General features: G+C 63.9%; 25 protein-coding genes and 2 tRNA genes. 12 read left to right on the top strand and 15 right to left on the bottom strand.

The window, feature by feature from the left end; genetic code table 11:
* Nucleotides 1-267 precede the first annotated feature (267 nt).
* The 3 genes from DVB37_RS07105 to DVB37_RS07095 form a co-directional block, all read right to left on the bottom strand.
* Entirely contained in the window at nt 268-1,173 is a 906-nt protein-coding gene (locus DVB37_RS07105) for a LysR family transcriptional regulator (RefSeq protein ID WP_104143175.1), read from the bottom strand.
* 105 nt (nt 1,174-1,278) lie between these two features.
* Nucleotides 1,279-2,292, bottom strand: a complete 1,014-nt coding sequence (locus tag DVB37_RS07100) for a GTP-binding protein (RefSeq protein ID WP_120154454.1) — start codon at nt 2,290-2,292, stop codon at nt 1,279-1,281.
* Nucleotides 2,293-2,487: 195 nt separating this feature from the next.
* Nucleotides 2,488-2,563: transfer RNA gene (locus DVB37_RS07095), tRNA-Asn, on the bottom strand.
* A gap of 234 nt (nt 2,564-2,797) precedes the next feature.
* On the opposite strand from DVB37_RS07095, the gene DVB37_RS07090 reads away from it, so the two are divergent.
* The 4 genes from DVB37_RS07090 to DVB37_RS07075 all read left to right on the top strand — a co-directional run bounded on the left by DVB37_RS07090 (nt 2,798) and on the right by DVB37_RS07075 (nt 6,527).
* Nucleotides 2,798-2,873: transfer RNA gene (locus DVB37_RS07090), tRNA-Thr, on the top strand.
* A 142-nt stretch (nt 2,874-3,015) separates the two neighbouring features.
* The gene (locus tag DVB37_RS07085; protein ID WP_046802770.1) at nt 3,016-3,675 is read left to right on the top strand and encodes a response regulator; all 660 of its coding nucleotides are present in this window, start codon (nt 3,016-3,018) and stop codon (nt 3,673-3,675) included.
* Complete coding sequence (locus DVB37_RS07080) at nt 3,672-5,006, top strand: ATP-binding protein (RefSeq protein ID WP_104143173.1); 1,335 nt, start codon at nt 3,672-3,674, stop codon at nt 5,004-5,006. Before DVB37_RS07085 ends, DVB37_RS07080 begins: the two co-directional genes overlap by 4 nt.
* A 78-nt stretch (nt 5,007-5,084) precedes the next feature.
* Nucleotides 5,085-6,527, top strand: a complete 1,443-nt coding sequence (locus tag DVB37_RS07075; protein WP_120154452.1) for a DegQ family serine endoprotease — start codon at nt 5,085-5,087, stop codon at nt 6,525-6,527.
* A 32-nt stretch (nt 6,528-6,559) separates the two neighbouring features.
* On the opposite strand, the gene maiA is transcribed toward DVB37_RS07075, so the two are convergent.
* The 3 genes from maiA to DVB37_RS07060 are packed head-to-tail and all read right to left on the bottom strand — an operon-like array spanning nt 6,560 to nt 8,712.
* Entirely contained in the window at nt 6,560-7,204 is a 645-nt protein-coding gene (gene maiA / locus DVB37_RS07070) for a maleylacetoacetate isomerase (protein WP_120154450.1), read from the bottom strand.
* A gap of 54 nt (nt 7,205-7,258) precedes the next feature.
* Complete coding sequence (gene ispH / locus DVB37_RS07065; protein ID WP_046802766.1) at nt 7,259-8,236, bottom strand: 4-hydroxy-3-methylbut-2-enyl diphosphate reductase; 978 nt, start codon at nt 8,234-8,236, stop codon at nt 7,259-7,261.
* Nucleotides 8,236-8,712: a peptidylprolyl isomerase gene (locus tag DVB37_RS07060; protein ID WP_006218259.1), complete on the bottom strand. Its 477-nt coding sequence runs from the start codon at nt 8,710-8,712 to the stop codon at nt 8,236-8,238. The genes ispH and DVB37_RS07060 overlap by 1 nt, the downstream gene beginning before the upstream one ends.
* Before the next feature lie 49 nt (nt 8,713-8,761).
* Between DVB37_RS07060 and radC the strand changes: the two genes are divergently transcribed.
* The 6 genes from radC to DVB37_RS07030 all read left to right on the top strand — a co-directional run bounded on the left by radC (nt 8,762) and on the right by DVB37_RS07030 (nt 15,007).
* The gene (gene radC / locus DVB37_RS07055; protein WP_104143170.1) at nt 8,762-9,439 is read left to right on the top strand and encodes a DNA repair protein RadC; all 678 of its coding nucleotides are present in this window, start codon (nt 8,762-8,764) and stop codon (nt 9,437-9,439) included.
* Nucleotides 9,440-9,611: 172 nt separating this feature from the next.
* Entirely contained in the window at nt 9,612-10,238 is a 627-nt protein-coding gene (gene kynB, locus DVB37_RS07050) for an arylformamidase (RefSeq protein ID WP_006218257.1), read from the top strand.
* 183 nt (nt 10,239-10,421) lie between these two features.
* Nucleotides 10,422-11,270 (top strand): tryptophan 2,3-dioxygenase, encoded by an 849-nt coding sequence (kynA, locus tag DVB37_RS07045; RefSeq protein ID WP_104143169.1) that lies wholly within the window; start codon nt 10,422-10,424, stop codon nt 11,268-11,270.
* Between the two features lie 212 nt (nt 11,271-11,482).
* Entirely contained in the window at nt 11,483-11,749 is a 267-nt protein-coding gene (locus DVB37_RS07040) for a type B 50S ribosomal protein L31 (protein ID WP_006218255.1), read from the top strand.
* Nucleotides 11,750-11,873: 124 nt separating this feature from the next.
* On the top strand, nt 11,874-13,604 hold the full coding sequence (locus DVB37_RS07035; protein WP_104143168.1) for a glycosyltransferase family 39 protein: 1,731 nt from the start codon (nt 11,874-11,876) through the stop codon (nt 13,602-13,604).
* Nucleotides 13,601-15,007 (top strand): MATE family efflux transporter, encoded by a 1,407-nt coding sequence (locus DVB37_RS07030; RefSeq protein WP_104143167.1) that lies wholly within the window; start codon nt 13,601-13,603, stop codon nt 15,005-15,007. The genes DVB37_RS07035 and DVB37_RS07030 overlap by 4 nt, the downstream gene beginning before the upstream one ends.
* Nucleotides 15,008-15,142: 135 nt before the next feature.
* Here DVB37_RS07030 and paaK read toward each other — a convergent pair whose 3' ends face one another.
* From paaK to paaA, 9 genes are all read right to left on the bottom strand, one after another.
* On the bottom strand, nt 15,143-16,462 hold the full coding sequence (paaK, locus tag DVB37_RS07025) for a phenylacetate--CoA ligase PaaK (protein WP_104143165.1): 1,320 nt from the start codon (nt 16,460-16,462) through the stop codon (nt 15,143-15,145).
* A gap of 101 nt (nt 16,463-16,563) precedes the next feature.
* Entirely contained in the window at nt 16,564-17,034 is a 471-nt protein-coding gene (paaI, locus tag DVB37_RS07020) for a hydroxyphenylacetyl-CoA thioesterase PaaI (RefSeq protein ID WP_046802881.1), read from the bottom strand.
* Nucleotides 17,034-17,822: a 2-(1,2-epoxy-1,2-dihydrophenyl)acetyl-CoA isomerase PaaG gene (gene paaG, locus DVB37_RS07015; RefSeq protein ID WP_046802760.1), complete on the bottom strand. Its 789-nt coding sequence runs from the start codon at nt 17,820-17,822 to the stop codon at nt 17,034-17,036. Before paaG ends, paaI begins: the two co-directional genes overlap by 1 nt.
* A gap of 14 nt (nt 17,823-17,836) precedes the next feature.
* Complete coding sequence (paaN, locus tag DVB37_RS07010) at nt 17,837-19,501, bottom strand: phenylacetic acid degradation protein PaaN (protein WP_104143163.1); 1,665 nt, start codon at nt 19,499-19,501, stop codon at nt 17,837-17,839.
* 47 nt (nt 19,502-19,548) lie between these two features.
* Nucleotides 19,549-20,634 (bottom strand): 1,2-phenylacetyl-CoA epoxidase subunit PaaE, encoded by a 1,086-nt coding sequence (gene paaE / locus DVB37_RS07005; RefSeq protein ID WP_046802758.1) that lies wholly within the window; start codon nt 20,632-20,634, stop codon nt 19,549-19,551.
* A gap of 13 nt (nt 20,635-20,647) precedes the next feature.
* Nucleotides 20,648-21,154 (bottom strand): 1,2-phenylacetyl-CoA epoxidase subunit PaaD, encoded by a 507-nt coding sequence (gene paaD, locus DVB37_RS07000; RefSeq protein ID WP_046802757.1) that lies wholly within the window; start codon nt 21,152-21,154, stop codon nt 20,648-20,650.
* The gene (gene paaC / locus DVB37_RS06995; protein WP_120154447.1) at nt 21,151-21,915 is read right to left on the bottom strand and encodes a 1,2-phenylacetyl-CoA epoxidase subunit PaaC; all 765 of its coding nucleotides are present in this window, start codon (nt 21,913-21,915) and stop codon (nt 21,151-21,153) included. The genes paaD and paaC overlap by 4 nt, the downstream gene beginning before the upstream one ends.
* Nucleotides 21,916-21,929: 14 nt before the next feature.
* Complete coding sequence (gene paaB / locus DVB37_RS06990; protein WP_006218245.1) at nt 21,930-22,214, bottom strand: 1,2-phenylacetyl-CoA epoxidase subunit PaaB; 285 nt, start codon at nt 22,212-22,214, stop codon at nt 21,930-21,932.
* Between the two features lie 147 nt (nt 22,215-22,361).
* Entirely contained in the window at nt 22,362-23,351 is a 990-nt protein-coding gene (paaA, locus tag DVB37_RS06985) for a 1,2-phenylacetyl-CoA epoxidase subunit PaaA (RefSeq protein WP_050447890.1), read from the bottom strand.
* 172 nt (nt 23,352-23,523) lie between these two features.
* On the opposite strand from paaA, the gene paaX reads away from it, so the two are divergent.
* Complete coding sequence (paaX, locus tag DVB37_RS06980) at nt 23,524-24,453, top strand: phenylacetic acid degradation operon negative regulatory protein PaaX (protein WP_104143160.1); 930 nt, start codon at nt 23,524-23,526, stop codon at nt 24,451-24,453.
* Nucleotides 24,437-24,613, top strand: coding sequence for a hypothetical protein (locus tag DVB37_RS28905; RefSeq protein WP_120154445.1), 177 nt, complete (start codon nt 24,437-24,439; stop codon nt 24,611-24,613). The genes paaX and DVB37_RS28905 overlap by 17 nt, the downstream gene beginning before the upstream one ends.
* Nucleotides 24,614-24,619 lie beyond the last annotated feature (6 nt).

Raw genomic sequence — 24,619 nt, 5'->3', positions numbered from 1 at the left:
ATCCGCGGCCAATGATCTTGGCAATATGGCGACCGGCCACACGCCCGACAATCAATCACCCCTGCACAAGCGAAGACCTGCTTCGTCGCGCCCTGGCCGGACGCTGGCCAGCCTTACGATTCTTGGATATTTTGAAGGTACATGCCAGCGGACACCGATTTGCCAAGACTGACATCAACGCCCATGGCCAGCCGTCCGCGTAATTGGCGAATTATACCGCCATAACGTTGTGCCTCAAGCCTGAAACGCGTGCGCGGGTGGCCTGGATCAGGCACCTGGCTTGTCCCAAGGAGCCGAACCCAAGCGCTCAACCAGAAAGTCCAACATGGAACGCAGTATCAAGGGCATTTGCCTGCGCGACGCATAAACGCCATAAATACCCAATTCCTGGGGTTTGCATTGAGGCAAGATCGCTTTCAAACGCCCCGCCGCAATATATTCATTGGCGTAGTAAGTGGGCAACATCGCAATACCCGCCCCCTCCAACGCGGCATGCAGCAGCACGGACACTTCGTTGGCGCTGATATTGCCGCTGACCGGCACATCCACGGGCAAGCCTTCCCGCTCGAAACGCCACAGGCTTTTACCGAAATAAGAATGCGTCAGACAGTTTCGCAGTGACAGGTCTTCGATTCGAGCTGGCACCCCCTCTCGGGCCAAATATTCGGGGGATGCACACACCACCGACCGGCAAACCGCCAGCTTGCGAGCGATCAGGTTCGGATCCAGGTCATTGGTGATGCGCACCGCGAGGTCGACCCGCTCTTCCACGAGGTTGACGGCGCGCTCGACCAACATCAAGTCGACCGACGTGCCCGGGTGCAGCTTCACGTAATCCGTCACAGCGCTGGCCAGATGCCTTGAACCGAACGACATGCTGGTGGTGATTCGCAACAACCCCCTAGGGGTATCTTCAGGCGTGGATACCGCGCTTCGCAGGTCACCCACCATATCAAGCATCTGGCGGCAACGCGGTAGCGTCTCGGCGCCCGCGGGGGTCAGGCTCAGGCGGCGCGTCGTACGGTGCAGCAAGCGCACCCCGACCCACTGCTCCATTTCAGCCAGATAGCGCGAAACCATGGCGCGCGACATGTCCAGATGAACCGCCGCCGCCGACAGGCTTCCCCGGTCAGCAACCTCTACAAACACCTGCATCGCCTTCAAACGATCCATGATTGTCTCGATTCTTGCATCAGACCGTACCGGTTATACCGTATTTCAGTGCAACATCTGCGCCTAAATGGCGACATTTTGAGCACTCACGCCAGCACGGCAGGCTCAAGCCGGCGACTGCAACAACGCCTCGGCAACGGCCGCGCGAACCTCGGCAACATCCAGGCCACGCACGATATAGACCAGGTGCGATGCGCGGTCGTCTGTTGGCCATTGCGCCAGTGCGCGCAAGGGGTACAGCTCGCCATGCACCCCATGCACCTCGCAAGGCAGCGCCTCCCCTTCGAAGCACACCAGCCCCTTCATCCGCAAAATTCCCGGCCCATAGCGTTCTTGAATGCGGGACACGCCAGCAAGGAACGCGGCACGCCCAAGGGGCGACGACAAGAACAAAGAAAAGCTCGCAACCTGGCCATGCCGGTCGGCGGGTGGCCGGACAAACGCCTGAAGCCAATTCGACAAGGCAGCACCATCGCGGCGCGCTGCCACATCGGGCCCTTCGCGCAAGATGCCGGCCAGCGGCGCATCCTGGCGCTGCACACAGCGCCGTGCCCCCGGATTAATGGCAATGACTGCCTGCTCCACGCGCCGCAACTGCGCCGCGTCGGCCAAGTCGGACTTGCTGAGCACGACGGTGTCTGCCAAGGCCAACTGCCGCGCGGCTTCGGGCTGGTTGGCCAATTGCGATTCACCATGACGCACATCCACCAACACGATTGCGCCGCGATACGCGTAGCGCTCCGCCAGGAACCGGTCGTGCTTGAGCATGAACAGCGTCGAAGCGGGATCGGCCAACCCGCTGGTTTCGATAATCACACGGCGAAACGGCTTGATCCGCCGACTGACCGCCAACATGAAAAGCTCACGCAGCGTATCGACCACCGCCCCGCTGACGACGCAACACAGGCAGCCGCCCTCGATCAGGACGACATTGGCAGGCGCCAAGCGGACCAGATGGTGATCGACCCCGATATCGCCGTATTCATTGACCACGACCACGGTGTCGGCATAGGCGGGCTCGTGAAGCAGGCGGTTCAGCAGCGTGGTCTTGCCGCTGCCCAGGAAGCCTGAAATCACGGTTACGCCGATGCGCTTGTCGTCTTCAATCTGGCCTGCCATCGCACCTTGTCCCGCTCGGTTGTGTTGGATCTGGCGAAGCGTACAACACCCGCACAACAACCGTATCCGCGTGGTAGCGGGGCGCGCAGCAAAAACTAAAAGGGCCACTCGCTTTCGCGAGTGGCCCTTCAGTTCGGCTTGGGTCCCGTGCCATTGCCATGCTTGCGCGCAGCGGCTTGTGACCTTGAATTCTTTTGGCTCCCCGAGCTGGGCTCGAACCAGCGACCTGCGGATTAACAGTCCGTCGCTCTACCGACTGAGCTATCGGGGATCTGCCAAGAACGCAATTATGAACTAAATTTTTGGCGCGCGCAAATTTCGATTTTTTTAGTTCTTTTTGGGCCGACCGTTTCCCATCCCCAAAAAACTCTGATATGATTTCGGTCTTTCCAGATCAGGCCCCATAAACAGGGCGGCGAACTGGAAAGAACAAAGATGTTTTGCTGATCTTTTGTTCGTTGCTCCGCAACCCGGAAAGGCGATCAAATCCCAAGCAAATGGTCTTGCCGGCATAGCTCAGTTGGTAGAGCAGCGCATTCGTAATGCGAAGGTCGTAGGTTCGACTCCTATTGCCGGCACCAAATTCTAAAAGCAGCCCTCTCGGGCTGCTTTTTTCATTTCCGCGCCCCGCCACGTCGGCAAGCCGCTTCCCCCAACGGGAACTCCACCTGCCCGCCGCGCGTCCAACTTGCTGGATTTTCATTCAGCCAAGCGAAGACCACCATGCGCATCCTCCTTGTCGAAGACGACATCATGATTGGTGAAAGCGTGCTGGATTGCCTGCGCGCCGAACACTACGCCGTGGACTGGGTCCGGGACGGCAGCGCTGCCGAATCGGCACTGCGTACCGACCCCTACGACCTCATCCTGCTGGACCTGGGGCTGCCCAAGCGCGACGGCTTGGCCTTGCTGCGCGAGCTACGCGCCCGCAAGGACCGCACGCCTGTCCTTATCGCCACCGCCCGCGACGCCGTCAGCGACCGCATTGCCGGCCTGGACGCAGGCGCGGACGACTACATCGTCAAGCCATACGACGTGGACGAACTGCTGGCGCGCATGCGGGCATTGATACGCCGCAGTGCCGGCCGCGCCGAACCGGTGTTTGAACATGAAGGCATCACGATCGACCCGCAATCGCACGCCGCCATGGTGGACGGCACGCCGGTTGCGCTGACCGCCCGCGAATGGGCCGTTCTGGAACCGCTGATCGCCCGCCCGGGCATGATCTTTTCGCGCGCTCAACTGGAAGAAAAACTCTACAGCTGGAAAGACAGCGTCAGCAGCAACGCGGTTGAGGTTTATATTCATGGCCTGCGCAAGAAACTGGGTCCGAACCTGATCCAGAACGTCAGAGGCGTCGGCTATGTCATCCCCAAAACATGAGCATCAGGCTTAGCTACTCACTGAGAGCCCGCCTGCTGTTTTTTCTGCTGGCCGCCATCGTAGTCGGCGCGTTGGCGCAAGGCGTTATCGCGTATCGCAGCACGCTGGCCCAGGCCGACGACATCTTTGATTCGCTGCTGCAACGCACTGCGCTGTCGCTGGGCACGGGCGATGGCTTGCTCAGCACCGGCCCCACGCAAAGCCTGGGCGCCGCAACGCCCATGGCAGACGATCTGATCATTCAAATCTGGACACCCGACGGCCTGCGCGTTTTCAATTCCCGTTCGCGCCGCCCCCTGCCGGATCAGATCGTCCTGGGTTTTTCCGACGCCAAGATGGAAGGCACCACGTACCGCGTGTACGCGTTGGCCACCCCGTTTCAGGTGATACAGGTGGCGCAGGACATGAACGTGCGCAAGCACATGGCGCGCGAGCTGGCGCTGCGAACCATCGCACCCATCGCGGCGGCGGCGCCCCTGTTGATGCTGGTGGTGTGGTGCGTCGTCAGTTGGTCGCTGCGACCCGTCAAGCGTGCTCGCGCCCAAGTGGCGGCGCGGCAACCCGAAGATCTGTCGCCCGTCAACGTGCAGGGCTTGCCCGACGAGATCCGCCCGTTGATTCTTGAATTGAACCTGCTGCTGGAACGCATGCGAACCGCCTTCGCCCAGCAAAAACAATTCGTTGGCGACGCGGCGCACGAGCTGCGCTCGCCACTGGCCGCACTGCGCTTGCAGCTACAGGCTCTGCAACGGGCCGGCGACGCCGACGGCCGCAAAATCGCGGAACAGCGCCTGGCCTCGGGCATTGACCGCGCCACCCGGCTGGTGGAGCAGATGTTGTCCATGGCTCGCCACGAAAGCGCGTCGGAGCCCACGCCCGCGGCCCCCGTGGACTTGGCCGACGTGCTGCGCCAGGCGCTGTCCGAGACGCTGGCACAGGCCAATACCAAGGCGATCGCCATCGACATGGACGGGGCCAGCGAAGCGCGCGTACAAGGCCATCGGGACGCCCTCACCTTGCTGGCTCGCAACCTGCTGGACAACGCCATCAAGCACAGCCCGGAAGGCGGCCGCATCCGGCTGCATCTGCAATCCGAAGCGGACCAGGCGTCTTTCACCATCGACGACGAGGGCCCCGGCATTCCCCCCGCCGAACGCGAGCGCGTCTTCGACCGCTTCTATCGCGCCGAAGGCAACACGCAGCACGGCAGCGGACTGGGCCTGTCAATCGCGCGAGCCATCGCCGATCGCCATGGCGCCGACATCATTCTTGAGGACGCGCCCGGTGGCCAAGGGCTGCGCGCGCGAGTGCGATTTCCCATTTTGCGTTGATTACGCCGATTTAAGATTCGCCTAAGTGTCAGGCCCGAAGATAGCGCCATGTCCTCAAACATGAACGCAGGAGCCGACATGAAGACCTCGCAAATGAAACCCTCGCGCCTTGTGCTGGCGCTGCTGGCCGCTGGCGCCATTGGCGGCGCCGGCGCAACCGCCGTGACGGGCGGCGTGTCGATGGCGGCAAACGCCCCGACCGCCATCACCGCAACGCCATCCATCAATGCTTCCAGCCCGCCCAACTTCGCGCAGATCACGCGTGACTTTGGCCCGGCCGTCGTCAACATCAGCGTCAGCGGCACGCGCAAGGTATCCGCCGACGACGATGACCCCTTTGCCCAGTTTTTCGGCCAGATACCGGGCTCGCGCGGTCGCATGCCGTCGCGTGAAGTTCCGATGCGCGGCGAAGGTTCGGGCTTCATCATCAGCGCCGACGGCATCATCCTGACCAACGCACACGTCGTGCAGGATGCCAAGGAAGTCACCGTCAAACTGACCGACCGCCGCGAGTACAAGGCGAAAGTGCTGGGCGCGGACCCGCAGACCGATGTGGCCGTGCTCAAGATCGACGCCAAGAACCTGCCGGTGGTCAAGGTGGGTGACGTGAACCAGCTGCAAGTGGGCGAATGGGTGCTGGCCATCGGCTCGCCCTACGGTCTGGAAAATACGGCCACGGCCGGCATCGTCAGCGCCAAGGGCCGCTCGCTGCCCGATGACACGTCGGTGCCTTTCATCCAGACGGACGTGGCGGTCAACCCGGGAAATTCGGGTGGCCCGCTGTTCAATGATCGTGGTGAAGTCGTGGGCATCAACTCGCAGATCTACAGCCGCACCGGCGGTTTCCAGGGTCTGTCGTTCTCGATTCCCATCGACGTGGCCTATAAGATCAAGGACCAGATCCTGGAACACGGCAAGGTGCAGCATGCGCGCCTGGGCGTGACGGTGCAGGAAGTGAATCAGGATCTGGCCAATTCGTTCAAGTTGGATTCGCCGTCCGGCGCGCTGGTGTCCAGCGTCGAAAAGGGCAGTGCCGCCGACAAGGCGGGCTTGCAACCGGGTGACGTGGTGCGCCAGATCAATGGCAGGACCATCGTGTCCTCGGGCGACCTGGCGTCGATGATTACGTTGGCTTCGCCCGGCGAAAAGATCAAGCTGGACGTCTGGCGCGCCGGTGCTCCGAAGGAACTGGTCGCTACCTTGGGCGGCGTTCCGAAGGACAAGACGCAGTCGGCGTCCGGCGATCAAGACGTGCAGCGCGGTCAATTGGGCCTTGCCCTGCGCCCCCTGAGCCCGCAGGAGCAGCAGGCCTCGGGCACCGAAGGGTTGCTGATCGAGCGCTCTGCCGGCCCGGCCGCCAAGGCTGGCATCGAACCGGGCGACGTGCTGCTGTCGCTGAACGGCGTGCCGGTGCACAACATCGGCCAGGTCAAGGAAGCGCTGTCCAAGGCCGGCAAGACCGTGGCCCTGCTGGTTCAGCGCGGCGAAGACAAGATCTTCGTGCCGGTGCAGATCGGCTGACGGCCAGCCGGCCAGCCGGCCGGCCGGCTACCTTATTCCGCGTCGGGCTGCTTGCCCGGCGCGGCGTTTGCGAAAGCCGGCAACTCGCGGCAGGCGGCATCGATACGCGTCACGTTGGGCATCGCGGAAAGGTCACACTCGAAACGCTGCGCATTGGCCACCTGCGGCACCAGGCACAGGTCCGCGATGGTGGGCGTGTCGCCATGACAAAAACGGCCCGTGGCGCTTGAGCGTGCCAGCTGGGCTTCCAGCGCTTCCAGGCCTTGATGCACCCAATGCTTGTACCAAGCGGTTTTTGCCGCTTCGTCCACGCCCAGCGTGTGCTTCAGGTACTTCAGCACGCGCAGGTTGTTCAGCGGATGCGTGTCGCAGGCAATACCCAGTGCCAGATCGCGCACGCGCGCGCGTCCAATCGGGTCGGCCGGCAACAGCGGCGACTGCGGATGCGTTTCTTCCAGGTATTCGATGATGGCCAGGGACTGGCCGATCACCGCATCGCCATCAATCAAGGTCGGCACCAGCGCCGTCGGGTTCAGCTTGCGATAGCCGTCCGACAGTTGCTGGCCGCCGTCCTTCAGCAGGTGTACGGGCAAATATTCGTAAGTCAGGCCCTTCAGATTCAGGGCGATACGCACGCGATACGCGGCCGAGCTGCGGAAGTAGCTGTACAACTGCATGAAGTCTTCTCCTTGTTTTTTTGGGCGCTGTGCCGCCGTGCGGGCGGCGCTTGCTTATTCCAGCGATTCCGTCTGCGCGGACTTGCGCGACAAGCCCTTGGGCAACGGAAAGGCCACATTTTCTTCCAAGCCCGGCATGGTGCGCACAGACACGGCGCCCAATTCCTTGACGCGGTCGATGACCTGCTGCACCAGGATTTCAGGCGCCGAAGCTCCCGCCGTCACGCCGATGCGCTTGCGGTCAACCAACCAGGCCGGGTCAATGGATTGCGCGCCGTCGATCAGGTAGGACGCCACGCCCTTGCGTTCGGCCACTTCGCGCAGCCGGTTGGAATTGGAACTGTTCGGGCTGCCCACGACCAGCACCAGGTCGCACTCGGGCGCCAGCACCTTGACCGCATCCTGGCGGTTCTGGGTGGCGTAGCAGATGTCGCTTTTCTTGGGCTCGACAATGCTGGGAAAACGCGCCTTCAGCGCTTGCGACACCGCCGCCGCGTCATCCACGGACAGCGTCGTCTGCGTCACGAAAGCCAGGTTTTCCGGGTCGCTGACTTGCAGGCCCGCCACGTCTTCCACGGTTTCGACCAGGTACATGCCGCCTTGCGCCTGGCCCAGCGTGCCTTCGACTTCAGGATGCCCCTTGTGGCCGATCATGATGATCTCGCGGCCGGCCGCGCGCATGCGGGCCACTTCAATGTGCACCTTGGTGACCAGCGGGCAGGTGGCGTCAAACACCTGCAAGCCGCGAGCCTCGGCCTCGGCCCGCACCGCCTTGGACACGCCATGGGCCGAGAACACGACGATGGCGCCCGGGGGCGCATCGTCCAGTTCGTCGATGAAGACGGCGCCCTTGGCGCGCAGGTCTTCCACGACATAGCGGTTGTGGACGATTTCATGGCGCACGTAGATCGGTGCGCCATGCAGTTCGATCGCGCGTTCGACGATGTCGATGGCGCGGTCCACACCGGCACAGAAGCCACGCGGCTGCGCCAGCAGGACTTCGGCGTCGGAGGCGGTAACGGCCTTGCTCATCAGAGAACTCCCAGCAGCGCCACGTCCAGTTGCAAGCGGACGCCCGCAAGCGGATGGTTGAAGTCGAACAGCGCCGACTCGTCGTTGATTTCTTTCAGCACGCCCGAGTAGCGGCCGCCGTTGGGGGCGGTGAACTCGACCAGGTCGCCCGGCTCGAACGTGGCGTCGGCGCCCGCGTGCTCGGCAAGCATCGCCCGCGTGACGCGCTGGATCAGTTCGGGGTTGCGGTCGCCGTAGGCGTCGGCGGGTTCCAGGGTGACGCTGAATTTCTCGCCTTCGGCATGGCCGATCAGCGCGGCTTCCAGGCCAGGCGCCCACTGGCCGCTGCCCATTTGCAGCGTGCCGGGACGGCCGTCGAAAGTATTCGTGAACACAGAGTCCTTGCCAGGACCGGACGCAAGCGTGATTCGGTAATGCAGCGTCAGGTAGGAATCCGGACGGACAAAAACGTTCACTTCGTTAGAGGCGATGCTCAAGATCTGCCACCGTATGGATATTGGATAAACCCTGATTTTAGAGCCTTATATGAAATTGTCTGTCCGGCTGGCAAAACACGAGCGTCCCCGAGAGCGGCTGCTACGCCATGGCGCAGCAGCGCTCCAGGACGCTGAGCTGCTGGCGCTGGGGCTGCGCACGGGGATTCCGGGCACCAATGTGGTGGATCTGTCCAACCGGCTGCTTGAGCGTTTTTCCGGCCTGCGCGGCCTTTTGGGGGCCACACCCGAGGAACTCATGGCCGTTCCGGGGCTGGGCGCCGCCAAATCCTGCACCCTGGCCGCCCTGCTGGAGCTGGCGCGCCGCGCCGTCGAAGAAGACCTGACCCGGCCCCATTCTGTGCGCCATCCCGCCCAGGTAAAGCAATATTGCCTGACGGCGCTGGGCCATCGGCGGGTGGAACACTGCATTGCCCTCTACCTGGACAACCAGCTACGGGTGATCGCCACGGGCGAACTGGCGCGCGGAACACTGTCGCAGGCATCGGTTTACCCCCGCGAGGTCGTGCGCGAGGCCCTGCGCCACCACGCGGCGGCCCTGATCGTGGCGCATAACCACCCTTCTGGCATGGCCGAGCCCAGCGCGGCGGATCGGGGCTTCACGCAACAGCTGAAACAGGCGCTGGCCCTCGTGGACGTTAAACTGGTCGACCACCTGATCGTGGCCGGCGCGTCGGTCATATCCATGGCGGAACTGGGCGGGCTGTAGCGGGCGGCAGGGTGCTTGTCGGCACGCCCCAAGCCGCCGGATTTCGTTAGACTGCCGAGCGGAATTGCTTTAGGCTTTAACCTATTCGCGCTGGAACATTTGCTGAACCATTCGCTAGAACACCCGCTGGACCATTCGCCGGAACATTCCGGCCGACACGAAAACGCTTCTGATGAAACGCTTGTGGGACATTTCCCCGCCCGTCTCCACGGCGTCACCGGTTTTCCCCGGCGACACGCCGTACCGCCAGCAATGGAAGTGGTCGCTGACGCCCGGCTGTCCGGTCAACGTCAGTGAAATCACGCTGTCGCCGCACATCGGCGCCCATGCCGACGCCCCCCTGCACTATCAGAACGGCGCTGCCGCCATCGGCGCGGTCTCGCTGGAACCATTTCTGGGTCCTTGCCGCGTCATCCACGCCATTGATTGCGGCCCGTTGATCACCACGGACCACCTGGCGCACGCAGCGCTGAACCTGCCGCCGCGCGTGCTCGTGCGCACTGCCAAGCATGCGGCGCAAGATTGGTGGACGGACGATTTTTCGGCCTACGCCCCCCAAACCATCGAATGGCTGGCCGAACGCGGCGTCATGCTGATCGGGTTGGATACCGCCAGCATCGACCCCGCGTCCAGCAAGACCCTGGACAGCCACCATACGATCTTGCGGCACGACATGCGGGTACTGGAAAACCTGGTTCTCGATGATGTGCCCGAAGGCGATTACGAATTGATCGCCCTGCCGTTGGCGCTGGTCCAGGCCGATGCCAGCCCGGTACGCGCCGTATTGCGCGAACTGTAGGCTGGTCCGCTGGCTTTCGGGCGGCCACCTTATACGGGCCGCCCGCCTTGAAAGACGCACGACCATGAACCTCTCCCCAGATCACGCCGTCGCGCTTGCGCGCGCCCGTTCCTGCGCGCCGGGCTGGCGCGCATTGCCCGCCTCGGCCCGCCGCGCTGCCCCGCCCTGCCACGGAGGCCAAGCATGAGCTGCCCGCACCGCCCCGAAGACATCGTCCACCAGGAAAAAGCGCAGCTCGATTTCACGCGCGACATGACCTACGGCGACTACCTGCATCTGGATCAGGTGCTGGGCGCGCAGCATCCGCTGTCGCCCGAGCACAACGAGATGCTCTTTATCATCCAGCACCAAACCAGCGAACTCTGGATGAAGCTGATGCTGCATGAGTTGCGCGCAGCCATCGCCGCCGTGGCGGCCGACCGGCTGCAACCGGCCTTCAAGATGCTGGCGAGAGTCAGCAAGATCATGGAGCAGCTGGTTCATGCCTGGGATGTGCTGGCCACGATGACGCCGCCCGAATATTCGGCGCTGCGGCCGTACCTGGCGCGCTCCAGCGGATTCCAGAGCTACCAGTACCGCCAGATCGAATTCCTGCTGGGCAACAAGAATGCGGCCATGCTGAAACCGCATGCGCACCGCGAAGACCTGCTGGCCCAGGTGCGCAGCGCGTACGACGCGCCCTCGCTGTATGACGAGTCCCTGCGGCTATTGGCGCGCCATGGCATCGCCGTGCCGGCGGACCGCCTGGAACGTGACTGGACCCAGCCCTATGAATCGTCGGAAGGCGTGGAAGCCGCATGGTTGACGGTGTACCGCGACACCGATCGCTATTGGGACCTGTATCAGCTGGGCGAAAAACTGACCGATCTGGAAGACGCGTTCCGACTGTGGCGATTCCGCCACGTCACAACGGTTGAGCGCGTCATCGGCTTCAAGCGCGGCACCGGCGGCACGTCGGGCGTGGATTACCTGCGGCGGATGCTGGATGTCGTCCTGTTCCCCGAGATCTGGAAACTGCGCACGGAACTGTAAAGGCCCGTCCCCTTTTGCGCCCGGTGGCGGGCTGCCGATTCCGGCCTGCCCGCCCTGGTCTACCGGGAAAAACCCGTGCTAGAATTTGGGGTTACTTTTTGGATACGTGGCTGGAATCCTTGCGTGGGCGTTCTACTGTGAACGGCATAACGCGTCCTGGCTGGCGACCCTACAACTTGAAAGACCCCTTGGCGGGTCCTAGGATAAGCACCATGAAAGAAGGCATTCACCCCGAATACCGCGAAGTCGTCTTCGCCGACCTGCAAACGGGTAACAAGTTCATCACCCGTTCGACCGTGCACACGCGCGAAACCGTCGAAATCGACGGCAAGACGTACCCGCTCTTCAAGTGCGACGTGACCTCCGAATCGCACCCGTTCTATACGGGCGCCCAAACGCGTATCGTCGAAACCGGCCGTGTGGAAAAGTTCCGCGCCCGCTTCGCCCGTACCGCCGGCACGGTCAAGTCCGCTTCCTGATCCTGTTGCTCCTACGGGAGTCACAGCAAAAAGGCAGCCTCCGGGCTGCTTTTTTTTCCTCCCTTGCCTGCTTTTTGCAAGCCAGGGGCTGGCGCAACCTGATCCCTCGGTTACATTAACGCCCGTGTCCCCACTTTCTTTTTCCACTCCTGCCCGGCTCACGTCCGTGGCAACCGCGAAGCTTCCCAGGTTGATCCTGCTGGGCCTGGCGCTGGCCTATATCGTGGCCGGCCTGTTCATGCGCGACCCGTGGAAAACGGACGATGCGGTTGGCCTGGCGACGATGATCACCGCCATCCGGGAAGGCGGCATCACGTGGCTGCTGCCCCAGGTCGGGCTGCTGGCTCATGCCGAAGAAGGCCCGCTGATCACCTGGGTGGGCGCGATCTGCATCTGGTTGTTCGGCCCGTTTATCGGCGACATCACCGCCGGCCGCCTGCCGAATCTGCTGTGGTTCGGCATCACGGCCTCCAGTGTCTGGTACGGCACCTACCTGCTGGGCCGCCGTAGCGAAGCCCAGCCACTTGCGCTGCCCTTCGGCGGCGAACCCGAACCGCGCGACTACGGACGCATGCTGGCCGACGCCGCGCTGCTGCTGCTGCTGGCCACCGTGGGCATCCTTCAGCGCACGCACGAAACCACAGTCGTACCCGCCATCATGGCCTGCCAGGCGCTGGCCTTTTATTCGTTGGCGCGCAGCGTCGACCGGCCGGTTACCGGCACCACCACGCTGGGCATCGCGCTGGCCGCAAGCTTTCTTACGCGCGGTTGGGTGGGCGCGGTTCCCATCATGATCGGCGCACTGCTGGCGTTCTATCCGCGCAGCCAATTGTGGAAGTGCAAGCGCTGGCTGCCGTGGGCGGTGCTGGTGACGGTAGCGCTGATCCTGGCGTGGTGGATCCCGGCCAGCGAAAGCAGCCAGTATTGGATCCGCAACTGGAAGACCTGGAACCTGACGTCATTCGCCCTACCGACCTGGCACGACATGGGCCGCACGCTGCGCGACCTGCCTTGGTACTTGTGGCCGACATGGCCGCTGGCCTTGCTGGCGGTCTGGCGCTGGCGCGAATGGATCTACGCCCCGCACATCTGGCTGCCGTTGATGCTGCTGGTCTGCGCGGCACTGGTGCTGTTCGTACTGGAAGAGGCGTCCGACTCCGAATACGTGATGCTGGCCGTACCCTGCGCCGTGCTGGGCGCGTTCTCGTTACCCACGCTGCGCCGTGGCGTGGTCAATACGCTGGACTGGTTTGCCGTCATGTGTTTTTCGCTGACGGCCGCCACCGCGTGGCTCGGCTGGGTGGCCCTGCACTTCAATTGGCCGGCGCAGATTTCCCGCAACATCGCCCGCCAGACCACCGGCTACGAGCCCGTCATTTCGTGGGGCGCCTTCACGCTGGCGGTGATCTTTACCGTGGCCTGGATTGCGCTGGTGGTGTGGCGCCTGCGCGTACGCCCGCAAGCGCTGTGGCGCGGCACGGTGCTGTCCGCCGGCGGCCTGACCGTAACGTGGATTCTGCTTGTGCTGCTGTGGCAACCCGCCGTGGACTACGCGCGCAGCTATCGCACGGTATCGGGCCAACTGGCGCAGGCACTGGCGCAACATGCGCGACCCGGCGAATGCGTACGTGGCTTGAGCCTGGGCAGCGGCCAGCGCGCATCGTTCCTGATCTTCGACAATCTGACCTTCACGTTCGACGCGAAGTGCACGCTGATCCTGCAACAGACCAACAACCAGAGCCTGCGCGACAACACTGCCGCTTATAGCGACGGGGCCGACGTGTTGTGGCAGGGCGGCCGCCGCGCCGATCGCCAGGAAGTGTTCCGACTGCTGCGAGTCGGCCCGAACCGATGAATTCCGTCAACGCGGCGCCGATATCCTTCGGCGCCACTGTGCGCGGCATCGCCAAACAAGCGTGGCCGGTGCTGATCAGCCAGTGGGCCGGTATTTCGTTCGGCGTGCTGGACACCGCCATGACAGGCCACTCCAGCGCCAGCGACCTGGCCGCGATGGCCTTGTCCGCCTCTATCTACATCACCGTTTTCGTTGGCCTGATGGGCGTGGTACATGCGCTCATCCCCATCCTTGCGCAGCATTTCGGCGCCGGCAACAACGACGAAGTCGGCCGCAGCTGGGGCCAGGGCGTCTGGCTGGCGCTGGGCTTGTCCGTGGTGGGCGCGGTGCTGATGCTGTTCCCGGACGTGTGGTTGTCGATGTCGGGCGACGTGGCGCCGGGCGTGCGCGAACGGATCGGGTCCTACTTGCAGGCTTTGGTGCTGGCCCTGCCGGCGGCGCTGGTGTTTCGCACCATCTACGCGCTGGGCACCTCGGTGTCACGGCCAAAGCTGGTCATGGCAATCAACCTGTCCGCTATTGCATTCAAGGCATTTTTCAACTGGCTGTTCATCTACGGCAACCTGGGCCTGCCCGCGATGGGCGCCACCGGCGCGGGGCTGGCAACCGCCGTGGTGTCGTGGATGAGCCTCGGCCTGGGCCTCTGGGTCATTACGCACGATCGCTTCTATCGCCGCTTCAATCTGCGCGTGGGCAAGCCCGACTGGAAGACGTTGAAGGAACTGCTGCGCCTGGGCATCCCCATGGGCGGCTCGTACCTGGTCGAGGTGTCGGCCTTTACCTTCATGGCCCTGCTGGTGGCGCGCGAAGGCACGTATGTCACGGGCGGACACCAGATCATGTCGAACCTGGCGGCCCTGTGCTACATGATGCCCATGGCGCTGGGCGTGGCCACCGCGGCGCTGACCGCGCAGGCCATCGGCGCGGGCAATCTTGCGCACGCGCATCGCACCGGCATGGCCGGGCTGGCGCTGGGCCTGATCGGCGCATTGTTGACCGCCGCCGTGCTGTTGGTGGGCCGGCCCCTGATCCTTGCCGCATACACGGACGACATCGGCGTGGCTGCCGTGGCAACGACGCTGCTGGCGGTGTTGCCGCTGTTTCACCTGTTCGATTCCATGCAATGCATCAACTCTTACCTGCTGCGCGCCTACAAGGTTGCGGTGGTGCCGCTGCTGTTGCAGGTGGTGGCGCTGGCGGGCGTGGGGCTGGTCGGCGGCTGGTGGTTCGGCTTTGGCCCCGGCCGGGGTGGCCTGGACGGCGTCCGCAACGCGTTGCTGCCCGGCTCACCCGAAGGCGCGGGCAGCATGTGGTTGATGGCAATGGTGGGCTTGGCGCTGTCCGCCATCCTGCTGCACATCTGGTACCGCCGCATCGTTCGCACGTTGGCCGTGGGGCGGTAGCCAACACGGCCCTGCCCTGGCGCCCTCCCCCGGCGCCTTTCCGCGGGGGTTACGGAAATAAAAAAAGCAGCCGAACGGCTGCTTTTTTTGTGATTGACGGCTGAAACCGGAAACAACCGGATCAGACAGCCTCGATCAAACCACCTTCGGTCGCTTGTCGATCACGCGGCGCGCCTTGCCGGTCAGCGTGCGTTCCACATGGCCGGCGTCCGACACCTGGATGCGCGCGCTGACGCCGATGTGCGTCTTCACGGCATGCTGCAACTGCTTGCCCAGGTTATTGCGTTCGGCCTCCGACAGCCCCGAGAACTCGGCGCGCACTTCGGTCAGGATTTCAAGCTCGTCCATATTGCCGGTACGCGACAGGACCAGCTGATAATGCGGCGCCAGCTGGGCGATCTTCAGCACCAGTTCTTCCACTTGCGTCGGGAACATGTTCACGCCCCGCACGATCAACATGTCGTCGCTGCGGCCGGTGATCTTGCCGATGCGGCGCATGCTGCGCGCCGTGGGCGGCAACAGACGAGTCAGGTCGCGAGTGCGGTAGCGGATGATCGGCATCGCCTCTTTGGTCAGCGACGTGAACACCAATTCGCCGGCCTCGCCATCGGCCACCGGTTCGCCGGTGTCCGGATTGATGATCTCGGCGTAGAAGTGGTCTTCCCAGACGACCGGGCCGTCTTTGGTTTCCACGCACTCGCTGGCCACGCCCGGGCCCATCACTTCCGACAAGCCGTAGATATCCACCGCATCGATACCGGCTTCGGCCTCGATATCGGCACGCATCTGGCCCGTCCACGGCTCGGCGCCGAAGATGCCGATACGCAGCGAGCTTTGACGCGGATCAATGCCCTGGCGGCGCTGTTCTTCGAGAATATTGCAGAAATAGGAGGGCGTGACCATGATGATGTCCGGACGGAAATCGTTGATCAACTGCACCTGCTTTTCGGTTTGCCCGCCCGACATCGGGATGACCGTGCAACCCAGGCGCTCGGCGCCGTAATGCGCGCCCAGCCCGCCGGTGAACAGGCCATAGCCATAGGCGATGTGCACCGTGTCGCCCGGCTTGCCGCCGGCCGCGCGGATCGAGCGCGCCACCAGGTTCGCCCAGTTGTCCAGGTCGCCCTTGGTGTAGCCCACCACCGTCGGTTTTCCCGTGGTGCCGCTGGACGCGTGAACGCGCGAAATACGCTCGCGCGGCACGGCAAACATGCCGAACGGATAGTTGTCGCGCAGTTCCTTCTTGGTCGTGAAAGGAAACTTCGAAATATCGGACAGCTGCTTCAGGTCGTCGGGATGCACGCCCGCTTCGTCGAACGCCTTCTTGTAATGCGCAACATTGTCGTACGCATGCTTGAGCGACCACTTGAGGCGCTCGAGCTGCAGCGCGCGCAGCTCGTCCTGGCTGGCATGCTCGATGGGGTCCAGCCCCGGCTTGCTCATGGTGTTGGACATGGTTATCTCTCTCCTGAATTTCTCTTTACGCCGGTCCGCTCGGCGCGCGGGTTCTATCTTTGTTGGATGACGAATGTTCTAGTGGCGTTGGACCGTCATCCTCAGCCTTCGGCGGGAACCCCCACGATCTGGCCCTTGATGCGATAGGACCGCCCGCGAAACAGGGCGACATTGCGGCCGTCCTGGTTGGTAACGGTAACGTCGTACACGCCCGTGCGGCCGGCCAGCGAGCGCTCTTGCGCCACTGCCGTCAGCAAGTCGCCTTCGAAACCCGGCGCCAGGTAATCAATGGTGCAGCCCGACGCCACGGTGCTGACATTGCGGGAATTGCACGAGAACGCGAACGCGCTGTCGGCCAGCGCAAAGATAAAGCCGCCGTGGCAGGTCTTGTGGCCGTTCAGCATGTCGCCGCGCACGCGCATCGTCAGCCGCGCATAGCCGGGCGCCATTTCCTCGACCTTCATGTCCAGGCCTTGCGAGGCTGCGTCGCCCGCGTACATCACGGTGCCAACGGCCTGCGCCAATTCCTGCGGATCGCTGGGCGCTTCAATGGGGGGAACGTGCACGGTCATCATTGCCCCTTGAATTGCGGTTCGCGCTTGCCCAGGAACGCGGCCACGCCTTCGGCGTAGTCGGCGCTACGGCCCAGTTCGCGCATCATGTCGCGTTCCAGATCCAGCTGCGTCGACAGATCATTGCCTAGGCTGGCCTGCATGGCCCGCTTGGTGTATGCCAGACCCTTGGTGGGTGCCGTGGAAAAGTGCTGCGCCAAGCGTTCCAGGGTGGCGTCGAATTCTTCGTCCGCCACGCACTGCCAGATCAGGCCCCATTCCTCGGCCTGCTTGGCGCTGAGCTTGTCGCCCAGCATCGCCAGGCCCATGGCGCGCGCGCGGCCCACCAGTCGCGGCAGCGCGAACGTGCCGCCGGTGTCGGGGATCAAGCCCAGGCGGCAGAACGACTGAATGAAATTGGCCGACGCCTTGGCGATAACGATGTCGCCCGCGAACGCCAGGTTGGCGCCCGCCCCCGCCGCCACGCCGTTCACGCCGACCACAACCGGCATCGGCAAGGCGTTCAAGCGGCGCACCAGCGGCGCGTAGAACTTGTCGACGGTTTCGCCCAGATCGGGCGGCGTACCGTCTTCGGCGGGCTTGCGCTCGCTTAAGTCTTGCCCTGCGCAAAAGCCCCGCCCTGCACCGGTCAGCACCAACACGCGCGCGCCTTCGGTTTCCACGCGCGTCAACGCGTCGGCCACTTCGGCGTGCATGTTCGCGGTGAAGCTGTTCAGCTTGTCCGGGCGGTTCAGCGTCAGTCGGGCGATGCCGCCCGACAAATCAAATTGAATATCCTGATAGCTCATAAGCGTCGCCCTGCTTAGACGTGACGGCGGGTTTGCACCACGCGGAAGCGGTTGGACACGAAGGCGGTGTCGGACAGCGCGGCGTTGGCCGCCGGGTTGGCGCCGGTGCCGTGGAAGTCGCTGAAGGCCGCGGTCTGGTTGACGAACACCGCGCCCGTCAGGTTCAGCGACAGCGACACGCCGGACACTTCGGCCGCGTCCTGCACCTGGTCGGCCACTTGCGGGTCGGTGGTGTAGGCGGACAGCGACAGCGCACCGTGCTGAATGACGCTGTCACGCGCCAGCTGAACGCTGTGGGCGGTGGAATCCGTAGCCACCACGAAGGCGATCGGGCCAAACCATTCCTGGCTGATGGCGGCGTTGCCGGCTTCCGTACGCAGCAGCAGCGGCGTGCGCACGCGGGCGTTTTCAAACTGCGGGTGCGTCAGCGCCTTGCTGTCCGCCACCACCGGCAGGCCCAGCGCGCGGGCCTTCTCGATGCGTTCGACGATGCCGTCATTCTGGATGGCGCCCGTCAATTCCACGGCGCGGGCGGCGTCGGCGCCCAGCTTCTCCAGCGCCACGCCCAGGGCAGCCGCGACGTCGTCAAAACTGACGCGGCCTTCCGGCGTGTTGATGCCGTCGCGCGGCACGTAGATGTTTTGCGGCGCCGTGCACATCTGGCCCGAGTACAACGCCAGCGAGAACGCCAGGTTGCGCGCCACGCCCTTCAGGTCGTCGGTGGAATCGATGATGACCTGGTTGACGCCGGCCTTCTCGGTGTAGACCAGCGCCTGGCGGGCGTTGTCTTCCAGCCAGTTGCCGTTGGCGGTGCTGCCGGTAAAGTCCACGATCTTGACGGCCGGGTCCAGCGCCAGCTTCTGCGCCGTGTCGTCGCCGGCTTCGTGCGCGGCCAACAACACCACATCGGGATCAAAGCCGGCTTCTTGCAGCACTTCGCGCGCGACCTTCACGGTGATGGCCAGCGGCAGAATCGCGCCCGGGTGCGGCTTGACGATAACGGTGTTGCCCGTGGCCAGGCTGGCGAACATGCCGGGGTAGCCGTTCCACGTTGGGAAGGTCGAGCAGCCGATCACCAGCGCCACGCCACGCGGCACCACGGTGAACTGCTTTTCCATGCGGATGGGGTCATTTTTGCCTTGCGGCTTTTCCCACATCGCCACGCCCGGGATACGCGACATTTCCTGCCAGGCGTACGTCACGGCTTCAAAGCCGCGGTCTTGCGCGTGCGGGCCGCCGGCCTGGAAGGCCATCATGAAGCCCTGGCCGGTGGTGTGCTGCACGGCGTAGGCAATTTCAAAACTCAGCTTGTTCAAGCGCGCCAGGATTTCCAGCGACACGCCCACCCAGGCTTGCGGACCGGCACGGCGCCAATCTTCCAGCGCGCGCTTGGACGCGCCGATCAGCTTGTCGACCGGCACATGCGGGTACGTAATGCCTAGGTCGAAACCGTAGGGCGACTTCTCGCCGCCCACCGTGCCGTCGGCGTCGTGCAGGTTCAGGGGAAACGGTTTGCCCTTAAGGGCTTCGAAGGCGGCGCGGCCGTCGTCGTTGGCGGTTTCGCCATAGTTGCGCGGGCTGGGCGATTCGGCAAACGGGCTCCAGTAGCCACGCAGCGCGGCAGCCGCCAGGGATTGTTCCAGCACGGGCTGGTGACGCTCGAAGAATTTTTGGGACACGCTTGTCTCTCCAATGAATTAGGGGTGTCTGACCGGCACGGGCCGCGTCAGGTTTCCTGGTCGAAGTCGATGACCAGGCGGTCGCTGACCGGAAAGCTCTGGCAGCTCAGTACGAAACCGCGCGCCACTTCGTAGTCTTCCAGGGCGAAGTTGGCATCCATGTCCACTTCGCCTTCGATGACCTTGCAGCGGCAGGTGGAACACACGCCGCCCTTGCACGAATAGGGCAGCTCGATTCCCTGCGCCAGCGCCGAGTCCAGCACGCTGTCTTTATTCTTATCAATCACGAACATGCGGCTGTGGCCGTCTTGCACCACGGTCACCTCGCACTGGCCCTTGCCGGGCGCCTGCGGGGCGTCGTGGCCGGTACGCAGTGCGCGCGGCCCCTTGGGCGCGCCGAACAGTTCAAATTTGATGTTCGCCTTGGGAATGCCGCGCGCTTGCAGCCGCTCGACCACGCTTTCTGTCATGGTTTGCGGACCACAGACAAAAGCGTAATCGATGTCTTCGGGGCTCATCCAGGCCGACATCAGCTGGTCGACCTTATCGCCGTCCAGGCGGCCGTTGAACAGTTCAATGTCTTGCGTCTCGCGGCTCATGACGTAGACCAGCGAGAAGCGCTCCATGTACAGGTTTTTCAGGTCTTCGATTTCTTCGCGGAACAGCACGGCCGACGACGCACGGTTGCCAAAGAACAGCGTGAACTTGCTGCGCGGCTCGATCGACAGCGCGGTTTTCACCAGCGAGAACACCGGCGTGATGCCGCTGCCCACCGCGAAGGCCACGTAATGGCGCTGGTTCTCGGGCGAGAAATCCACCGTGAAATTGCCGGCGGGCGCCATCACTTCCAGCGTCTGGCCGGGTTGCAGTTCATGGTTGGCCCAGCTGGAGAACGCGCCTTCGTCGACCTTCTTGATGGCCACGCGCAGCAGCTTGTCGTGCGGCGCGGAACAGATCGAGTACGAGCGGCGCAGCTCTTCGCCGTTCAGCTGCGTGCGCAGGGTCAGGTACTGCCCCGGCAGGAAGGCGAACTCGTCGGTCAGCGTGTCGGGCAGGTCAAAGGTCACGACCACGGCATCACGCGTGTTGCGCGCCACCGAGGCCACCTTCAAGGAATGAAATTGGTTGCTCATCTTGAAACCGCTCTCAGTGAGTCTTGAAATAATCGAAGGGTTCACGGCAAGACACGCAGCGATACAGCGCCTTGCACGACGTGGACCCGAAGTTGCTGACCATCCGCGTATCGCGCGAGCCGCAGCGCGGGCACGCGATAGCGGGCGCGACAGCGCGGCGGCTGATGCCCGAAATGTCGATGGCGCGCTCGGCGGGCGCGGCGATGCCGTAACCCTTGAGCGCTTCGCGGCCCTTTTCGCTCATCCAGTCGGTCGTCCAGGCGGGCGCCAGGCGGGTGTCGACACGGACGTCGGCCACGCCATGGCGGGCCAGCGTCTGTTGGATGTCCTGCGTGATTTCGCGCATGGCCGGGCAGCCGGAATACGTGGGGGTGATGACGACGACACAGGTGTCGCCTTCCCAGTTCACCTCACGCACCACGCCCAGGTCCACCACGGACAGCACGGGAATCTCCGGGTCGGGGACCTCGTGCAGCCAGGCGTAGACCTGGTCGGCGGAAACGGGCGCCAGCGCGTTCACCAGGTGGCTCCCGGGTAGGCGCGCGGCAGGTACTGCATTTCGGCCAGCACGTAGCCCAGCTCTTCGGTGTGCTTGCCCTGGCGACCGCCCCGGTAGGCCAGATGGTTGGCCGCGGTTTCATCGGGAACGGTCAGCGTGGCTTCTTCCAGCACTTCGCGCACGTGCGCCAGCCACGGTTCGCGCAGCGCGGCCAGTTCACAGCCGATGCCGCGCGCGGCCACGTCCTGGTCCACGGCGTCGTCGGCGAACAGTTCGCCGGTAAAGCGCCAGGCGTCGTCGATGGCCGCCTGCATCTTGGCGTGGCTTTCGTCGGTGCCGTCGCCCAGACGCACGACCAGGTCCGACGAGCGGCGCACGTGGTAAGTGACTTCCTTGATGGACTTGGCGGCGATGGCGGCCACGCGTTCGTCGGAGGATTGTTCCAGGCGTTGCAGCAGGAAGTAGTGCCAGACGTCGAACAGGAACTGGCGCGCCATGGTGTCGGCATAGTTGCCATTGGCGCGTTCGACCAGCAACACGTTATGGAACTGGTGAGCGTCGCGGTGATAGGCCAGCGCGTCTTCATCGCGGCCCGCGCCTTCGACTTCACCCGCCAGCGTCAGCCACATGCGCGCCTGGCCCAGCAGGTCCAGCGCGGTATTGGTCAGCGCCAGGTCCTCTTCCAGGATGGGGCCGTGCCCGGTCCACGCGCCCAGCCGCTGCGACAGGATGAGCGACGAATCGCCCAGGCGCAGCAGGTATTCAAACAAAGTCTTGTCCATGTCTGCCTGCCGCCTTACATGTGCTTGATTTCTTCGGGCATCGGGAAAAACGTGGGATGCCGGTAGACCTTGCTGTTGGCCGGCTCGAACAAGGGTTCCTTGTCGCCGGGGCTGCTGGCCGAGATGTCCGAGGCGCGCACGACCCAGATGCTCAGACCTTCGTTGCGGCGCGTGTAGACGTCACGCGCGTGATTGATCGCCATTTCGGCGTCCGGGGCATGCAGGCTGCCGACGTGCTTGTGGGCCAGGCCGTGCTGGCTGCGGATGAACACTTCCCACAAAGGCCAGTCTTTGCTCATGATGGATATCCTTGAAATGCCGGGCGCGCGCGGCGCGCACCGGTATGCAGTGAAGGTTGCGGTATGGGTTGCAGCAAGGGTTGCGGCGCGGGATGCGGACGCGGGTTGCAGGCGCGGGTTGCAGGCGGGCAGGCGTTGCAGACCGCCTCAAGCGGCCTTGCGTTGCGCCTTCTTGTCCGCGTAAGCGACCAGTGCGTCGCGCACCCAGGCGCCGTCTTCGTGCGCCTTGACGCGCGCGGCCAGGCGTTCGCGGTTGCACGGCCCATTGCCTTTGAGCACGGCGTAGAACTCGCTCCAGTCGATCTCGCCGAAGTCGTAGTGGCCGCGTTCCGCGTTCCACTTCAGGTCGGGGTCCGGCACGGTCAGGCCCAGGTATTCGGCCTGCGGCACGGTCTGGTCCACCATCTTCTGGCGCAGCTCGTCATTGGAGAAAAGCTTGATCTTCCAGGCCATCGATTGCGCGCTGTTGGGCGAATCGGCGTCCGACGGGCCGAACATCATCAGCGCCGGCCACCACCAGCGGTTCAGCGAATCCTGCACCATCGCCTTTTGCTCGGGTGTGCCATGCAGGCACATCTGCATCAACAGGTCATAGCCCTGGCGCTGGTGGAAGGACTCTTCCTTACAGACGCGCACCATGGCGCGCGCGTAGGGGCCGTAGGAACAGCGGCACAGCGGAATCTGGTTGATGATGGCCGAGCCATCGACCAGCCAACCGATCATGCCGATGTCCGCCCAGCTAAGGGTCGGGTAATTGAAGATGCTGGAGTACTTGGCGCGGCCCGCGTGCAGGTCGTCGATCAGGTCATCGCGCGACACGCCCAGCGTCTCGGCGGCGCTGTACAGATACAGCCCGTGGCCGGCCTCGTCCTGCACCTTGGCCAGCAAGATCGCCTTGCGCTTGAGCGACGGGGCCCGCGTGATCCAGTTGCCTTCGGGCAGCATGCCGACGATTTCCGAGTGCGCGTGCTGAGAGATCTGGCGCACCAGCGTCTTGCGGTAGGCATCGGGCATCCAGTCCTTGGCCTCGATGCGCACGCCATCGTCTATGCGGCGCTGGAACGTCTGTTCGGGGCCTTCAAGCTGGTCGGCGGTTTTGACCTGCTTGACGCCGGTTTCGACGAGTTGAGCGTACATGTTTGTCTCCTTGAGACGGTTTGCGAAATCGCAAGGCAAACGTTCCGCAGCGCCGTCATGTCATAGGCGGATTATTTAATACAAAAAAACCATTGTCAAACGCAAAGCTGTATCACATTGGATTTATGTATCATATTGCGGATCCTGATATCGGCCGCATGCGGCCCCCCTTATGGCAAACCCTACGTCGCCTTTGGACCGTTTCCTGTCCCGCTTGTTGAAAAGCGACCCGCCTCGCGCCAAATCGCTGTGCGTCAGCTTGCTGGGGGACGCGCTGGCCCCTCACGGCGGCGCCATCTGGCTGGGCGACCTGATCGAATTGCTGGCCCCGCTTGGTATCAATGAACGCCTGCTGCGCACCAGCGTTTTCCGGCTGGTGGCGCAAAACTGGCTGCAATCGGAACGACATGGCCGGCGCAGTCTGTACCTGATTTCGGAACAGGGGCTGCGACATACCGCACATGCCTCGCAGCGCATCTACGAAGGTGCAACGCAGGACTGGAACGGGGAATGGACCCTGGTGGCGCTACCGCGCACGGGCAACGGGCTGGCCGAGCGCGCCGAGTTGCGTCGGGAATTGGTCTGGGAAGGGTTCGGGATGATCGCGCCGGGCCTGTTCGCCCACCCGCACACCGAGGCGCGGGCCGCGCACGACATTCTTGAAAAGCTGGGCATCCCGGATCGGGCGCTGGTGCTGTCCGCCCGGGATCTGGCCGGCGCGGGCGGCCTGCCGATCGCCAGCCTGGCGTCGCAATGCTGGAACCTGGACGACGTGGCCGAGCAGTACCGCCAGTTCTCCCGCAACTTTGGCCCGCTGGAAAAATTGCTGGATGACGCGCCGCCGCCCGCCGACGCGTTCGTCGTGCGGGTCATGCTGCTGCACAATTGGCGCCGGATCGTTCTACACGACCCGCAGCTGCCCGGCCCAATGCTGCCCGACAACTGGCCGGGCCACGCCGCCCGCGCGCTGTGCGGAAGAATCTACTGGAAGGTTTTCGACGCGTCGGAGACGCATCTGAACGCGCGCGCCGGGCAAGATAATGCGCGCTATACGCCGCTGACGGCCGAGGTGGAATCCCGTTTCGGTGGTCGGCCGGCCTGACAGGCGTGGCGGCGGGCGGGTCAAGGACCCTCTGCCCGGTGCAGGCGGCCGAGTGGATGCAGGCCGGCTGAATGCAGGCCGGCTGAATGCAGGCCGGCTGAATGCAGGCCGGCTGAATGCAGGCCGGCTGAATGCAGGCCGGGTGGATGCAGGCCGATGAATGCGC

The sequence above is a fragment of the Achromobacter sp. B7 genome, from assembly GCF_003600685.1.
In the GTDB taxonomy this organism is placed as follows: domain Bacteria; phylum Pseudomonadota; class Gammaproteobacteria; order Burkholderiales; family Burkholderiaceae_B; genus Achromobacter; species Achromobacter spanius_B.
This window is presented reverse-complemented; position numbering and strand designations above follow the sequence as displayed.

What these genes read in the sequence shown, in the direction of transcription:
- paaX (WP_104143160.1), top strand. Translation starts at nt 23,524, where the DNA reads ATGGCAAACCCTACGTCGCCTTTGGACCGTTTCCTGTCCCGCTTGTTG.
- paaC (WP_120154447.1), bottom strand. Translation starts at nt 21,915, where the DNA reads ATGGACAAGACTTTGTTTGAATACCTGCTGCGCCTGGGCGATTCGTCG.
- kynB (WP_006218257.1), top strand. Translation starts at nt 9,612, where the DNA reads ATGAAACGCTTGTGGGACATTTCCCCGCCCGTCTCCACGGCGTCACCG.
- DVB37_RS07075 (WP_120154452.1), top strand. Translation starts at nt 5,085, where the DNA reads ATGAAGACCTCGCAAATGAAACCCTCGCGCCTTGTGCTGGCGCTGCTG.
- paaK (WP_104143165.1), bottom strand. Translation starts at nt 16,462, where the DNA reads ATGTCCAACACCATGAGCAAGCCGGGGCTGGACCCCATCGAGCATGCC.
- ispH (WP_046802766.1), bottom strand. Translation starts at nt 8,236, where the DNA reads ATGAGCAAGGCCGTTACCGCCTCCGACGCCGAAGTCCTGCTGGCGCAG.
- paaA (WP_050447890.1), bottom strand. Translation starts at nt 23,351, where the DNA reads ATGTACGCTCAACTCGTCGAAACCGGCGTCAAGCAGGTCAAAACCGCC.
- DVB37_RS07085 (WP_046802770.1), top strand. Translation starts at nt 3,016, where the DNA reads ATGCGCATCCTCCTTGTCGAAGACGACATCATGATTGGTGAAAGCGTG.
- DVB37_RS07105 (WP_104143175.1), bottom strand. Translation starts at nt 1,173, where the DNA reads ATGGATCGTTTGAAGGCGATGCAGGTGTTTGTAGAGGTTGCTGACCGG.
- maiA (WP_120154450.1), bottom strand. Translation starts at nt 7,204, where the DNA reads ATGCAGTTGTACAGCTACTTCCGCAGCTCGGCCGCGTATCGCGTGCGT.
- paaE (WP_046802758.1), bottom strand. Translation starts at nt 20,634, where the DNA reads ATGAGCAACCAATTTCATTCCTTGAAGGTGGCCTCGGTGGCGCGCAAC.
- paaI (WP_046802881.1), bottom strand. Translation starts at nt 17,034, where the DNA reads ATGACCGTGCACGTTCCCCCCATTGAAGCGCCCAGCGATCCGCAGGAA.
- DVB37_RS07080 (WP_104143173.1), top strand. Translation starts at nt 3,672, where the DNA reads ATGAGCATCAGGCTTAGCTACTCACTGAGAGCCCGCCTGCTGTTTTTT.
- paaB (WP_006218245.1), bottom strand. Translation starts at nt 22,214, where the DNA reads ATGAGCAAAGACTGGCCTTTGTGGGAAGTGTTCATCCGCAGCCAGCAC.
- paaG (WP_046802760.1), bottom strand. Translation starts at nt 17,822, where the DNA reads ATGAGCTATCAGGATATTCAATTTGATTTGTCGGGCGGCATCGCCCGA.
- DVB37_RS07100 (WP_120154454.1), bottom strand. Translation starts at nt 2,292, where the DNA reads ATGGCAGGCCAGATTGAAGACGACAAGCGCATCGGCGTAACCGTGATT.
- DVB37_RS07030 (WP_104143167.1), top strand. Translation starts at nt 13,601, where the DNA reads ATGAATTCCGTCAACGCGGCGCCGATATCCTTCGGCGCCACTGTGCGC.
- kynA (WP_104143169.1), top strand. Translation starts at nt 10,422, where the DNA reads ATGAGCTGCCCGCACCGCCCCGAAGACATCGTCCACCAGGAAAAAGCG.
- radC (WP_104143170.1), top strand. Translation starts at nt 8,762, where the DNA reads ATGAAATTGTCTGTCCGGCTGGCAAAACACGAGCGTCCCCGAGAGCGG.
- DVB37_RS07040 (WP_006218255.1), top strand. Translation starts at nt 11,483, where the DNA reads ATGAAAGAAGGCATTCACCCCGAATACCGCGAAGTCGTCTTCGCCGAC.